This is a genomic window from Lactobacillus panisapium (assembly GCF_019469265.1).
Taxonomy (GTDB): domain Bacteria; phylum Bacillota; class Bacilli; order Lactobacillales; family Lactobacillaceae; genus Lactobacillus; species Lactobacillus panisapium.
Genome location: NZ_CP048268.1, coordinates 1,486,243 through 1,500,000, shown reverse-complemented (window position 1 = coordinate 1,500,000; position 13,758 = coordinate 1,486,243). Strand labels below are relative to the sequence as shown.

Here is a 13,758-nt window from a genome sequence, read left to right as displayed (position 1 = left end):
AAGGCGAGGCCGAAAGGCGTAGTCGATGGACAACAGGTAGAAATTCCTGTACTGCGTTAGATCGTTAATAGCGAAGGAGGGACGCAGGAGGCAAAGAACGCATGGTGCTGGACATCCATGTTTAAGCAATAAGTGTAAGAGTGAGTCAAATGCTTGCTTTTAAAAAGCACAAGTTGTGAAGAGGAGCGAAATTAAAGTAGCGAAGGTTCAAGAGTCACACTGCCAAGAAAAGCTTCTAGCAAGAGCTAACGTACCCGTACCGCAAACCGACACAGGTAGTCGAGTGGAGAACACTAAGGTGAGCGAGAGAACTCTCGTTAAGGAACTCGGCAAAATAGCCCCGTAACTTCGGGAGAAGGGGTGCTGGTGTAAAAGCCAGCCGCAGTGAATAGGCCCAAACAACTGTTTATCAAAAACACAGGTCTCTGCAAAGTCGAAAGACGACGTATAGGGGCTGACACCTGCCCGGTGCTGGAAGGTTAAGGAGAGCTGTAAGCGTAAGCGAAGCAGCGAACTGAAGCCCCAGTAAACGGCGGCCGTAACTATAACGGTCCTAAGGTAGCGAAATTCCTTGTCGGGTAAGTTCCGACCTGCACGAAAGGTGTAATGATTTGGGCACTGTCTCAACGAGAGACTCGGTGAAATTATAATACCCGTGAAGATGCGGGTTACCCGCGACAGGACGGAAAGACCCCATGGAGCTTTACTGCAATTTGATATTGGGCAGCTGTTAAACATGTACAGGATAGGTAGGAGCCAGAGAAGATAGTACGCCAGTATTATCAGAGGCAATGTTGGGATACTACCCTTGTTTGATGGCTGCTCTAACCAGGGCCTCTAAGCGAGGCATGGGACAGTGTCAGACGGGCAGTTTGACTGGGGCGGTCGCCTCCTAAAGAGTAACGGAGGCGCCCAAAGGTTCCCTCAGAATGGTTGGAAATCATTCACAGAGTGTAAAGGTATAAGGGAGCTTGACTGCGAGAGCGACAACTCGAGCAGGGACGAAAGTCGGGCTTAGTGATCTGGTGGTACCGCATGGAAGGGCCATCACTCAACGGATAAAAGCTACCCTGGGGATAACAGGCTTATCTCCCCCAAGAGTTCACATCGACGGGGAGGTTTGGCACCTCGATGTCGGCTCGTCGCATCCTGGGGCTGAAGTAGGTCCCAAGGGTTGGGCTGTTCGCCCATTAAAGCGGCACGCGAGCTGGGTTCAGAACGTCGTGAGACAGTTCGGTCCCTATCCGTCGTGGGCGCAGGAAATTTGAGAGGAGCTGTCCTTAGTACGAGAGGACCGGGATGGACATACCGCTGGTGTACCAGTTGTCTTGCCAAAGGCATAGCTGGGTAGCTAAGTATGGACGGGATAAGCGCTGAAAGCATCTAAGTGCGAAGCCCCCCTCAAGATGAGATTTCCCATACGAAAGTAGTAAGACACCTCAAAGACTAAGAGGTAGATAGGCTAGGAGTGGAAGAGCCGTGAGGCTTGGAGCGGACTAGTACTAATCAGTCGAGGACTTGACCACAGGCTCAAGCAATCTGGTAAGGTTTTGAGAATGGATTATATTTAGTTTTGAGTGTAAGAACTCAAGCAAAGAAAAGTACGGTGGCAATAGCAAGAAGGAAACACCTGTAACCATGCCGAACACAGCAGTTAAGCTTCTTCACGCCGAGAGTAGTTGGTGGGAGACTGCCTGCGAGGGTAGGAAGCTGCCGTGCTTTTTTAATATTCCGGCTTAGCTCAGTTGGTAGAGCGCTTGACTGTTAATCAAGATGTCGTCAGTTCGAGTCTGACAGCCGGAGCTTTATGGAGTGTTGTCCGAGTGGCTTAAGGAGCATGATTGGAAATCATGTATACGGGTTTTAATCCTGTATCGAGAGTTCAAATCTCTCACACTCCGTAATTTCGATTATAAACACTGTTAAATCATTATTTAACAGTGTTTTTTATTTGTCTTTACAGCAAACGCACGGCATAAAACTATGGACAGTAATCCGTCAGTTACCGGGTGCTGTTAAATTAAAATAAGTTCCATCATTTTGATGAAAAACTTTGTCATACAAAATTTTTGCTCTTTTCGATAATCTAAAAGAAATTCGGGTAAGTTGGGATAAATAGGCAAAATTCGTTTGGATTTTTTGCTTTTTGCTGGTTGCATTATAATTTTTCCGTCTAGTTCATATGCCAAAGTTTTATTAACTGATAACTTTTGATAGTTTAAATCAATATTTTTCCAAGTTAAAGCTTATCGTCTTAAATCAGTGGAAGATAATAATTTGAAATAAGTATAAGCTGTGTTGCTATTTTTTTGAAGCATCTAAAAATAGTTTTAATTCTTTTCTTGTATATAATACATTGTGCTCAATATCTCTACGTGGTCTTGTGGTTTCTTGGAAATTATTATTCACAATGGATGTGAAAGAGACTCTCGCTTCTTTAGGGTCTGGAAATATGCTTTGGACTGGTATTGGATGCCCTGGTCGCTGTGAATCGTCATGCGGTAATGTAATTTTATGCAAGATGGCCAAAACCCGCTTGAGCACGTCCATAACATGCTTGGTCTGTGGCTCCTGACTAATAATGTAGCTAATATTTCACCACTTTAAAGATCTTAAAAATATATCTGTTCTCTCATGCTCTAATTGCCATAGCGAAACTCGCTGATATCGGTGAGATAGGGCCGATTCGTCTTAAACTTTTGGTAAAAGCGATTCTTGGCCTTCTTGCGCTGATGAGGACCTTGGATGAATCCATCTTGTGTGCCCCTTTATCAGGCTATAACCCCGGCTTAAGGCCATACTTGATTTTTAGTGTATCGGTCATCGGCAGATAGCCAAAGCTGGGATTATGACGTTTAACTACTTTAATTAGCGACAGTAAAGCCCGATCGCTGTATCTTTTCCACCTGCTGCGCAGGTGATACTCATAGGTGCTCTTGGCTAAAAAGCTATAGTCCAATAGTTCTTGCAGCTGATAGTTATGCTCATGCCTTAGCTCTTGGATGATGGTCCGTTCTTCTTGCGTTGAGAGTCTTTGCGCCGAGCTGTGGCTTCGACTTTTTTAAGTAGTCGTTCTCAATGTAGAGCTGGCGGTTTTCTGAACGTAGCCGCTCTAATTTGGATGACTCGCTGTTGGCATACTTAACTATTTTTTAGGTGATTTGTTCATAGGTGGTCGGCCTCGTTTGGTAAAGAGCGCATTAAGTCCACCCTCAGCAAGACGTTTTTCCAAAATATAAATTAAGCTAAGGGAGGAAATCTTGAAGTGAATGGCGGTATTTTGATAAGTCTCGTCTTGATCTTTTTTCCAATTTAAGACTTGGAGCTTGAAATAACTACCATAATTTTGTGGTGTGTGCCGAATTTCTAAGCCTTACACCAAAAAGTGCTGGTATACGCACTCAAGTATCAATTTTTTGATGTGATTCAGTACCAATTATTTGCGCCAAAAAGCAGGTGCTGTAGCCTTCTTTGAGCAAATTAAGAGCTTGTAATTTTTGTTCAACGGTAAATTTAACCATAGTAAAACCCTCCAGATAGATTTTGGTCCAACTAGAGGGTTAACTTCATCTTAAAATCTTTTTTGTTTTACCCTAATTTTTCTATTTTATAAAAAAATCTAAATCGCATCCTTTTAGAGTCTTCATTTTTTTCTTTACTTTATATTTAAGCTCTATATTTACTATCTTTGACCATTTCTCTTTAAAACTAGCTGGTAAAACATCTGGGTATGCTCCTGAAGTCCAATTTGGGCTATCAATTATAGAACTTTCATTTAAAGTTTCATTTAAATGAAGTAGTTTTCGAACTCCCAAATTATATCTAAATTTCATATCCTTGATTCTTATTAATTTCTAAACTAGCTACAAAAAATTAATCATTACCAGGAATTAATTCTTCATTAGTTTTTTCGAAAGCTTTTCTTTTTGAATTGTATCTGACATATCTTTATCATCACAAATCACCTTTTTTCACTATCTAAAGTATAGAAACATAGGGTTTAAGTTTATTGTTAATACACATTATTTGCCTCCTTGTTCAATCACATTCTTTGCTGAATCCATTGAATTTGCATAATTCTGAAGTTTTTGCTCAAAATCTTTCTGATTTAAGGCTGTAACGGAATCAGGGGTCATATTCATTTGAACAGCAATTTCTTTATAGGCTTCAAGCTTGTCATCACCTTGCAAAGTAAAAGCTTTTTTAATTTGCGCTACTAAACCTACTTCTTAAAGTTGCTGCTTCATCGTTGTTGATTAAAACAGCGACTATTTCTCCATCTTCAACTTCAGAAGTTTTTTTACGAAAACAATATTACCGTCAGATAGAGTTGCTTCCATCGATCTACCTTTACATTTCAAAGCAAAAATAATATCACTAATTAGTCCTTGAGTAAGAAATATAGGAACATATTCTGCTCGGCTAATAGTGGAGGACTAACAATAACTCATGTCAGAAAATTATATCGTTAAAGTAAAGCGTCTAATACTCGTTCCTTGAAAACGTAACCGATAATTAATTGCTAGACAATGAGGATATGGAGATAACTAAAATAGAAAGTGAATGTAAATATTGCAAAGACAAAAAACAACACAATCCGATAAAACGGTGAGTTTGTACATTATAAATACTGTAAGCACAAAGTACATAAAGATAATTATTGTGAACAATGTGGATATAAGTTATCTACCATACAGTGCTTTAACAATTGATTCGGAAGCAACTTCAACAATAATGTCATGAATATATGGAAGTAAAGACTTACCAATACTCTTCCATTTCAACACAGCTAGTTTTGATTTTGGAGTATCAGAAAGTAAATCTGGAATAGTTTCCTTTAAATCATCTTTCTGATTATTATCTAATTCTGATAGGTTTACCGTTTCACTAATTGCCTTGAGTGCTGATTGAGTCCAGGGATATGGCTTCCCACATTTTTCACAATATTTAGGAATAAAAACGTTATGATGAGTCAAATCTACAAATCCATTTCCTGATCGAGACCAATCTCCCTCAATAAGATAATTGCAATTCGTGCAATTGGTAATTAATTTAGCTCCACATTCAGTGCAAAAAGAATCAACACTTTCATTTATATTAATATCTATACTGGCCTGGTGACCATTTAAACAAACAGCTTGTTTGTAGTCCATAAAAATCTCCTTTTTAGGAATAATAATTCAATACTAAATATATGATATGTATTATTATACACTAAAGGTACAATATATTATGGAATAAAATACAAATTATTTTGAACAAAAAGCATTAGTTTTTAGCAAAATTATCTAGGGAATCCAATGCGATTTTGAAACGTCAAAAATATAAATTTGTTCTGCAGAGACGCAGTATAGTATAGTGTGTAAAAATGCTAATATATTAGTTGCTGGCTTAGGCGAATTGAGGTGACCAAAAAAGAAAAATTAAGCTAATTATATCAAACAGAAACAGCTCTAAACTTATACAAGCATGCCCTTCTAAAGCCAAAAGGATATGTTAATGCGGCTTATGCTAATCACAAACAAGTGGCAATGCAAATGAAATAATTAGATGTGAAAGATTCCTGGAGATGCTTTTAATGAGGCATTCAGAAGGGTACCAAGTTTATCTGCTCTAATTTATTTAAAGGCAATAAAAGCCTTTAAGTCAATTTTTTACATAATAATGTATATAAAAAGATATAATTAATGTTTTTAAAACTTTATAATTAATATTGAATAGTCACTTAACTGATTTATAGTAACTATTTTTTGTTTTGTAAAATATATAATTAATTAAAGGAAAAAGACAACTAAGTTAAACTTAACTGCCTTTTGCGTTTTTAGAAGATTAAATCATTATTTTTCTGAAATAGCTTGTAGGTAGCTCCTTCTAGACGATAGGGTATAGCGAACTGCTGCATAAAAGGTCCGGGCTCATCGAATGTATAGAACTGCTTTGAAGCATATTTGTAGATTAGGTTTAGTGAAAATAAATCGGCCTGGTGTTCAACCGGTGTACTCAAATTAATATAGTAAAAAGTTCCCTTATCGCCGTTGGCAAAATGGCCAATTTCATGACCAATCATAAAAGGTATTTCATTTTGCTTTTTCCAATTGAGATTGATAACCATTCTACCAATATCAGTAAAAGAAACTGAGGGATAATCAGGATCAATCTGGTCTAATAACGCGTAACTAATTCCATGGTCAAATGCATAATTTAGCATGTATTTAATTAAATTTTCCACCTTTTTTGCCTTCTTTAAAATCAGAGTCCATTAGGTTACGGATTATATCAAGATATTTTTCAGGGACTGCTTTTCCATTATAAGCAAGTGGAATGTCGTCAGCTAAGTCAATTCGTTTGACTGTTTCTGCTGGACTTGATTCACCGAGTAAATCATTAACGGAGACATGCAATACTTTAGCCACTTTTTTCAAACTTGCTGTACTGGGTGTTTGCTTATCCCAGCGATAAATACTGTTGGCACCAATTCCTGCTTTAAGCGCTAGACTTTGCAACGATGACCAACCCTTCTTTTTCGCAATTACTTTAATTCGATCTAAAGTAGTCATTTCAGTTTTCCTCACGTTTCCATCAAACAAAATTATCGCACATGATTAAAAAATGTTGACTTTTTACTTAAAGTGGTTGATAATTGATTTCATCAAGTAATTAAGTAATTAAAAATAAAACTAAATATTATAACTGCTTATTGACGCTACAGGTTTATTATTAGTTTTATTTTATTTGTCATAGTTAAATTTTATCACGAATGATGGATATTGTAACTATTTGAGCAATTAATAACACATTTGCAGTGAAAGGAGAATTGAATTGAAAATAACATATTATCTAATCCATAAACTCGAAGCTAATTATGGCTCATTGGACTTAGTTCCAGATAACAATCTCATCTTGCATCAAATACATGAGCAAATTGGCATTACTGCCCATGACAATATTGATTTGACCAAATATGAAAAGTGGTAATTGGCCTCATGAAAGACGGCTTTAATTTGCATGATATTGTAGCAAAAACAGGAATGTCCTTTTACTTAGTTAAACAAATTGCTTCTAATTATGATTTGCAGCCTAAGCCTAAGTTTCGCTATGTAGCAGTTAAAGATCATGAACCCAAAATTTTTAGTAATGGTTTCGAAAATTTCCAGGTAGTAGTTGAGTTAAGCTGTTATAGCTTAACGGTGGCCAAAATTAAGCTTGCCTTTTGTGATAGTTAGATGAAAATTGCACATACTAGTGACTAACATTTTTTTGCGTGATTGTAAGAAAAACATATATGAGATAGGGGATGATCACTTGCATGATTTAATTAATTTGTTACAAGTAATGGTTGGCTTGTTTGGCACAATTAGTACAGTGCTTGCCGTAACCCATAAATATAATAAGGCAGATTACGAGGCGATTATTAAAGAATTAACAGCAGAAAGGGATGAGTTTAAAAAAGATTACTACAAACAGAAAGAAAAAACTGAAAAACTTGAAGAAGAATTGAGAAAGCGCCAATAGGCGTTATTTTTTTGCGAGAATTAAAATGACTTAAATTACTAATATTCTAAAAGCAGTATTACCATACATTGTGCCGATTGCTGTAGGTATTGTAGCTATCTATTTTTATGCACGGCAGCACAATACTGCCGTGGCCGATAAGATAAGAGGCTTTATGATGTGGCACAATACATTGTTACCCAACAGGCAACTCATGATGACACAACGAGAGCCGAAAAGAAAGCAGTTGAGCTTGGTCTGCCCAAGGGTACATACCTGGCTGTCGATTGGGAAAATGGCAGTGGCAATAATATTTATTGCGGTGTCTCGAGTAGCACTTCAGCAATCTTAGCGGCAATGGCCGTGATTAAAAGCAACGGCTATGTGCCATTGTTTTATTCTGGGGCATCGGCGATGCGCAACCAGGTAGATTACAGAAGTATCGTCAAGACATACGGCAACTGCCTATGGGTGGCAAGCTATCCGACAATGGCAGCAGTTAACTCTGCCAACATGGCTTACTTCCCAAGTATGGACGGCGTGGCCATCTGGCAATTTACTAGCAACTATAGAGGATTAAACGTTGACGGCAATATTAATGTGTTGCCGTTAAAAACTAGCTTTAATCTAACCTCTTTTAAAAAAGACGTAAATAACAGGGCATCGATTCACCCGCTAGCCAAATGGGACATTGAACGTGTATTTGTTGTGACTAATCAGAAAGGTTGTAATTTGTATGATAGTGCGAACTTAAAAAATAGTATTAGATCATTAAAATACAATACGACCTGGAAAGTCCTAGATGAAAAAGGCGGTGCGCTTAAGCTTGGCAAGAACCAATGGGTTGATGGCCGAGCTGGCATAACTAAATCCAATCCGATTGCTACACACGACAATATTGGTGGTCGGGTTAAGGTTGTACTACCTAACACACACGCATTCTATCATCCAACTGCCAACAGTAAAAAAGCATATCAATTAACAACTAACAAGGTTTATCGCTTTGTGAGTCGTCAAGGGAGATTCTTTGAATTAGCAGAAAAATATCATGGTAAGCCTGTTTATGTAACTGGGAATCGGGCATTTGTGCTATTTTAATTCTTGCTAGTTGTTATGACCTATCTCTTTTATTAATTAAAAAGTAAGAATTATCTTTTTAATATTATTAAAATTATCAAATTAAGTAGTTAAATTGTCTTGGTTTTAAAGAAAAGTAAAAAGCCTTCATTCAGCTGTGTAAAGCTGATGAAGGCTTTTTTTGTATGTTATTAACCATAATTGTATAAGAATAATATTCAATTACGTTAATTATTTAGAAAGTTAATATATTAACATGAAATTATAAAGTAAAGTATATATGTAAGCTGACATATCGCTATTACGTCAACTCGTCTTGAATTATAGCACTTGTCGATTTAATGAGCAACTTAAAAGAGAAAAATGCTTAAACATTTTGTCATGACTTTATGTTAAAAACCATTGTGTGACAAACGCTTTCAGGTCTTTATTAAATTGTTGATGTTATTTATTTAAATTATTAATAATTTAAATAATCGCCTGTAAAATTAATAAATAAGAGCTTAGTAGATGACTGATTACATCTTATTAGATAATAAAGCTGCTAGCTTGATTTTAACAGTAACCGAAAAGCCAAATTTTAAAAAAGCATAGACAAGTTATCTTTTGTGTGCTAAACTTTTAAAAGTAATCATTTCATGATACAAAGTTGGAGGATTAGCTCAGCTGGGAGAGCATCTGCCTTACAAGCAGGAGGTCACAGGTTCGAGCCCTGTATCCTCCATTATAATTTATAAGCGTAGCTTGGCTACGCTTTTTTGTTATCTAATAATCTGACGAGCCGAAAATTTAGTTTTATAGATAGATTTTGAAGAATTTGCCATAAATTTTTTACTAGTCAATTATTAAAATCATTAATGAAAGGACTTAGCATAAGCTATTTTAGAAGCGGTGTAATTAGTTCTAGGTAGGATTATTATGTCAATACTTGATTAAAAATTAGCTTTTGTTGATTAATTTGCCAAAAATAATAGACAAGTTATCCTTTGTATGCTAAAGTTTTAAGAGTAGTCATTGGATGACAACAAATTGGAGGATTAGCTCAGCTGGGAGAGCATCTGCCTTACAAGCAGGAGGTCACAGGTTCGAGCCCTGTATCCTCCATTAAATTAAAAAAGTTTTTAAGCGAGAAGCGATAGCGTTTCTCGCTTTTTTTGTTATTTAAAATCATTCTTGGATTTTTATGCCAGAATTTGCTGCTAAATTGCAGAAAAGTAGGATAATTCTGCCAAAAACCATGATCACGTTGAATAAGAAAGCGATTACAAGATATAATGATTTTGTCAAATGAATAATTAATTTAGGCGCCGAAAGGAAAATTATGATTTTAGACAACTTGTTGCATAATGACCAATTAACTAGTCAAGAACGGGAAGTTTTACAGTACGTAAGTACTAATCCTCAAAAGGTTTTGGGAATGACAGTTCACGAAATTGCTAAAGCCAGTTACTCTAGTTCATCGACCGTGATTCGTCTTTGTCAAAAAGCCGGAATGAGCGGCTTTACCGAATTCAAATATCAGTTAGCAGTGGAACTGCCGACGATTATTGAATTGGAGAATGATCTCAAAAGCAGTTCATTTTCTGGTACAGAGCTACCAAATGATGTTTTAGCCAAAATTGCGACTATTCAGCAAAATTCTTTGTCTTATACCAAGGATCTTTTTGATACTGAATTATTAGAAAGAGTGGCTCACTTAGTAAATGCAGCTCAAAGGATTGAAATTTACGGTGATGGTTTGAATTACCCATTGGCACAATTGTTTTGTTGGAATTTTCAAGAGGTTGGGGTAGATGCCCAAGCATATAATTCGCTAAATTTAATGCACGCAAAAATTTTTCAAAACTGCGGCTCAAAACCACTTGCTTTTGTTTTAACCCATACGGGTAATAATTCTCATATGTATGATATTGCCAAACAACTGAAAGGCGAAAACTACATCGTGGTTGTAGTCTGTGATTCAGTCAAAAGAAAAATTTGCCAAGTTTGCGACGAAACGATGGTCATTAAAACAACAAGAAATACGATGGATCTTAGTAATATTGTGTATGTCACATCAATTCAATACTTGTTCAACGTGTTGATGTCGATGAAAATGATTGATAATTACGACAAGATCCAGAAGTTATCGGAATTGGTTGAACAGAATAAGGATAAATAAAAATTGTTAGACAAAAATTTTTTATGGGGCGGCGCAGTTGCCGCTAATCAGTATGAAGGCGCCTGGAATGTTGCTGGTAAAGGTCTGAGCGTAGCCGATGTAATGACAAAGGGGAGCGCTAAAAAGCCACGTGAAATTACAGCTGGCATTTTACCGGGTAAGGAATATCCCAATCATTTGGGCATCGATTTTTATCATCACTACAAAGCTGAAATCAAGCTTTTTGCAGAGATGGGCTTTAAGTGCTTTAGGCTTAGTATTGCTTGGTCGCGAATTTTTCCTAAAGGAGATGAAGAAAAGCCTAATGAAGCTGGGTTAAAGTTTTACGACGATGTTTTCGCAGAATGTTTAAAATATCAGATTCAGCCAGTCGTTACGCTATCACATTTTGAAATGCCGTATTATTTAACCAAAAAATATGGTGGCTGGCGCAATCGGAAAATGATTTCCTTCTTTCTCAAGTATGCCGAAGTCTGTTTTAAGCGTTATCGCGGAAAAGTAAAATATTGGATGACCTTTAACGAAATTAACAATTTAATCGATACAGATAATCCATTTAACGCATGGACTGGCGCAGGAGTAGTTTACAGTGAAAATGAAAATGTTGAGCAGACAATGTATCAAATTGCGCATTACCAGTTTGTAGCCAGTGCATTAGCCGTGCAAGTAGGTAAAAGAATTGATGCGAGAAATCAAATTGGCTGTATGTTGCATTTAGGTCCAATTTATCCAGCCAGTTGTAAGCCATTAGATCAAATTGCAAGTTTGAAGGCAATGGATCGACGTTTCTTTTTTAGCGATGTTCAAATTAGGGGAACTTACCCAAAATACACTTTAAAGCACTGGGAAAAGCAAAATTTAAATTTAGACATCACAAATAAGGATTTAGAAAATTTAAAAAAGGGAACAGTCGATTTTTTGGGATTTAGCTATTACAAATCAACTGTTGCTGAATATGACGAAAAAAATACTTATGTTGAAAAAGCTAATCCTCACGTACCTAAAAGTGCATGGGATTGGGCCATTGATCCGGTCGGCTTACGTTATATTTTGAATTTAGCCTATGAAAGATACCAAAAGCCGCTTTTTATCGTTGAGAATGGCTTAGGTGCATTTGATGAACTAAAGGACGAAACGGTGAATGATGATTATCGAATTAATTATTTACAAGAACACATAGTCCAAATGCTCAAAGCCATTGAAATTGATGGTGTTAATGTTATTGGTTATACACCGTGGGCTGCAATAGATATTATTAGCGCTTCTACGGGTGAAATTGAAAAGCGCTATGGTTTTATCTATATTGACTTAGAGCAAGTAAAAAAAGGTGCAGCAGGCTTTTATCGCAAAAAATCTTTTAAATGGTATCAACATATTATTTCGACCAACGGTGACTGTTTAGCCGATCAAGTGGGGTAAATAAAGATGAGTAATTATATTAATCAAAAAATCGTCCCAAGTGTTATCAAATTTAGCAATACCAAAATTATCAAAGCATTAAAAGACGGGATGATGTTTGTCCTACCGTTTTTAATTGTTGGTTCACTTTTTATGTTACTGGCAAACATTCCAGTTCCTGCAGTTGCAAATGCGATTACTGCAAGTGGTTGGGCTGCGATCTTTAATCAGATTTATCAATCGTCGTTTTCCTTAATGGCAATTTTTGCGACCGTTGGAATCGCGTATACCTATATTAAAAATGAGCAGATCGATTCTCCTTTTTCCGGCAGTTTGGCTGCATTGAGTGCATTTATTATGGTACTGCCACCTGATATTAAGCCCAAAGCTGGTCAAATTATTCCAAATGTGATTTCAAAGACCTGGACTGCTGGTCAAGGGATGATTTGCGCAATTATTATTGGGCTCTTAGCAGGTTATATTTATAGTTTTTGTGTCAAAAAAAATTGGCGAATTAAATTACCGGCAGGAGTACCGCCTGCAGTTGCAAGTTCCTTTATGGCATTAATTCCGACCGGTGCAGTTTTGATCGTGGCGGGTGCGATTTGTGCCTGTTTCACTTTTTTGGCAAAAACAAGTTTTGCAGAATTAATTTACTCGGCAATTCAAGTTCCACTGCAGGGAGTAACGGATTCTCTTGGCGGAGTCGTCATTATGACAATTGTAATGTCTCTTCTTTGGTGGTGCGGAGTGCACGGCGGTGCCATTTGTGGTGCAATCCTGACGCCTATTCTTCAGTCAAATATGTCTGCAAATCAGGCAATTTTAGCGACAGGAAAGAAATTAACCATTGCTAATGGTGGCCATATTTTTACGCAGCAATTTTGGGATAATTATCTTTGTATGACTGGTGCTGGAATTGTGATGGGACTTGTCATTTATATGACTTTTTTTGCTAAATCGTCTACTTTAAAGGAGCTTGGCAAATTATCGCTTTTCCCTAATATTTTTAATATTAACGAACCAGTTATTTTTGGGGTACCGATTGTAATGAATTTGTACCTGCTAGTGCCATTTGTTCTTTTTCCGACTTTAGTTGGGATTTTTAGTTACTGGTTAATGGCAATTGGTGTTTTACCATTGTTTTCCGGCGTGATGGTTCCTTGGACAACACCGCCAATCATTTCAGGATTCTTGATTGGTGGCTGGCGGACCGCATTATGGCAGTTTGTTATTATTGCTTTATCCGCAATTGTTTATTGGCCTTTTATTAAAAAGTACGATCAAGTTCTGTTGCAGCAGCAACAAAGTGAAGAATAATAAATAAACTCAATGTCAAAATTGGCACTGAGTTTTTTGCTTTTTCAAGGATAAAAACGCTTTTTTGAAAAAGTTGTAATTTTTTGGCATTTTCTTCTTGCATTTTGGCGCTTATCTAGTATACTATTGAATGTGCTTTGATTCAGAACATGACCCGTTGGTCAAGTGGTTAAGACATCGCCCTTTCACGGCGGTAACATGGGTTCAAATCCCGTACGGGTCACTTTGGAGGATTAGCTCAGCTGGGAGAGCATCTGCCTTACAAGCAGGAGGTCACAGGTTCGAGCCCTGTATCCTCCATCGTTCTAGGA

14 protein-coding genes, 6 tRNA genes and 2 rRNA genes (1 of these 22 only partly in view) are annotated in these 13,758 nt (G+C 37.0%); 15 read left to right on the top strand and 7 right to left on the bottom strand.

The features are described 5' to 3' along the window. From GYM71_RS07185 to GYM71_RS07170, 4 genes are all read left to right on the top strand, one after another. Window positions 1-1,526, top strand: a 23S ribosomal RNA gene (locus GYM71_RS07185) (it extends 1,382 nt beyond the left edge of the window). Between the two features lie 76 nt (window positions 1,527-1,602). Continuing rightward, window positions 1,603-1,719: ribosomal RNA gene (gene rrf, locus GYM71_RS07180) — 5S ribosomal RNA — on the top strand. Between the two features lie 11 nt (window positions 1,720-1,730). Further along, a tRNA-Asn gene (locus GYM71_RS07175) sits at window positions 1,731-1,803 on the top strand. Window positions 1,804-1,809: 6 nt separating this feature from the next. Further along, window positions 1,810-1,901: transfer RNA gene (locus GYM71_RS07170), tRNA-Ser, on the top strand. Window positions 1,902-2,776: 875 nt separating this feature from the next. Here GYM71_RS07170 and GYM71_RS07165 read toward each other — a convergent pair. The 7 genes from GYM71_RS07165 to GYM71_RS07130 all read right to left on the bottom strand — a co-directional run bounded on the left by GYM71_RS07165 (window position 2,777) and on the right by GYM71_RS07130 (window position 6,557). Then, window positions 2,777-2,959 carry a hypothetical protein gene (locus tag GYM71_RS07165; RefSeq protein ID WP_220219973.1) on the bottom strand — a complete coding sequence of 61 codons (183 nt, stop codon included), beginning with the start codon at window positions 2,957-2,959 and terminating at the stop codon, window positions 2,777-2,779. Between the two features lie 186 nt (window positions 2,960-3,145). Further along, window positions 3,146-3,364, bottom strand: a complete 219-nt coding sequence (locus tag GYM71_RS10505) for a helix-turn-helix domain-containing protein (protein ID WP_220221199.1) — start codon at window positions 3,362-3,364, stop codon at window positions 3,146-3,148. A gap of 238 nt (window positions 3,365-3,602) precedes the next feature. Then, a complete protein-coding gene (locus GYM71_RS07155; RefSeq protein ID WP_220219972.1) occupies window positions 3,603-3,833 on the bottom strand; it encodes a hypothetical protein in 231 nt (76 codons plus the stop codon). A 189-nt stretch (window positions 3,834-4,022) separates the two neighbouring features. Next, on the bottom strand, window positions 4,023-4,190 hold the full coding sequence (locus GYM71_RS07150; RefSeq protein WP_220219971.1) for a hypothetical protein: 168 nt from the start codon (window positions 4,188-4,190) through the stop codon (window positions 4,023-4,025). A 492-nt stretch (window positions 4,191-4,682) separates the two neighbouring features. Next, window positions 4,683-5,153, bottom strand: a complete 471-nt coding sequence (locus tag GYM71_RS07140; protein WP_244986807.1) for a DUF2321 domain-containing protein — start codon at window positions 5,151-5,153, stop codon at window positions 4,683-4,685. 668 nt (window positions 5,154-5,821) lie between these two features. After that, window positions 5,822-6,229: a M56 family metallopeptidase gene (locus GYM71_RS07135; protein ID WP_220219969.1), complete on the bottom strand. Its 408-nt coding sequence runs from the start codon at window positions 6,227-6,229 to the stop codon at window positions 5,822-5,824. After that, window positions 6,213-6,557: a helix-turn-helix domain-containing protein gene (locus GYM71_RS07130; protein ID WP_220219968.1), complete on the bottom strand. Its 345-nt coding sequence runs from the start codon at window positions 6,555-6,557 to the stop codon at window positions 6,213-6,215. Before GYM71_RS07130 ends, GYM71_RS07135 begins: the two co-directional genes overlap by 17 nt. 262 nt (window positions 6,558-6,819) lie before the next feature. Here GYM71_RS07130 and GYM71_RS07125 point away from each other — a divergent pair, with 262 nt between their 5' ends. The 11 genes from GYM71_RS07125 to GYM71_RS07075 all read left to right on the top strand — a co-directional run bounded on the left by GYM71_RS07125 (window position 6,820) and on the right by GYM71_RS07075 (window position 13,747). Next, entirely contained in the window at window positions 6,820-6,975 is a 156-nt protein-coding gene (locus tag GYM71_RS07125) for a hypothetical protein (RefSeq protein WP_220219967.1), read from the top strand. A gap of 8 nt (window positions 6,976-6,983) precedes the next feature. Next, window positions 6,984-7,223 (top strand): hypothetical protein, encoded by a 240-nt coding sequence (locus GYM71_RS07120; protein ID WP_220219966.1) that lies wholly within the window; start codon window positions 6,984-6,986, stop codon window positions 7,221-7,223. A gap of 79 nt (window positions 7,224-7,302) precedes the next feature. Beyond that, the gene (locus GYM71_RS07115; RefSeq protein WP_220219965.1) at window positions 7,303-7,512 is read left to right on the top strand and encodes a hypothetical protein; all 210 of its coding nucleotides are present in this window, start codon (window positions 7,303-7,305) and stop codon (window positions 7,510-7,512) included. Window positions 7,513-7,671: 159 nt separating this feature from the next. After that, window positions 7,672-8,589, top strand: coding sequence for a GH25 family lysozyme (locus GYM71_RS07110; protein WP_220219964.1), 918 nt, complete (start codon window positions 7,672-7,674; stop codon window positions 8,587-8,589). Between the two features lie 630 nt (window positions 8,590-9,219). Next, window positions 9,220-9,292 (top strand) — tRNA-Val (locus tag GYM71_RS07105). A 307-nt stretch (window positions 9,293-9,599) separates the two neighbouring features. Beyond that, window positions 9,600-9,672, top strand: a tRNA-Val gene (locus GYM71_RS07100). 217 nt (window positions 9,673-9,889) lie between these two features. Continuing rightward, a complete protein-coding gene (locus GYM71_RS07095; protein WP_220219963.1) occupies window positions 9,890-10,729 on the top strand; it encodes a MurR/RpiR family transcriptional regulator in 840 nt (279 codons plus the stop codon). A gap of 3 nt (window positions 10,730-10,732) precedes the next feature. After that, on the top strand, window positions 10,733-12,148 hold the full coding sequence (locus GYM71_RS07090) for a 6-phospho-beta-glucosidase (protein WP_220219962.1): 1,416 nt from the start codon (window positions 10,733-10,735) through the stop codon (window positions 12,146-12,148). A gap of 6 nt (window positions 12,149-12,154) precedes the next feature. Continuing rightward, window positions 12,155-13,447, top strand: a complete 1,293-nt coding sequence (locus GYM71_RS07085) for a PTS sugar transporter subunit IIC (RefSeq protein ID WP_220219961.1) — start codon at window positions 12,155-12,157, stop codon at window positions 13,445-13,447. Window positions 13,448-13,598: 151 nt separating this feature from the next. Further along, window positions 13,599-13,670: transfer RNA gene (locus GYM71_RS07080), tRNA-Glu, on the top strand. Window positions 13,671-13,674: 4 nt separating this feature from the next. Continuing rightward, window positions 13,675-13,747, top strand: a tRNA-Val gene (locus GYM71_RS07075). Window positions 13,748-13,758 lie beyond the last annotated feature (11 nt).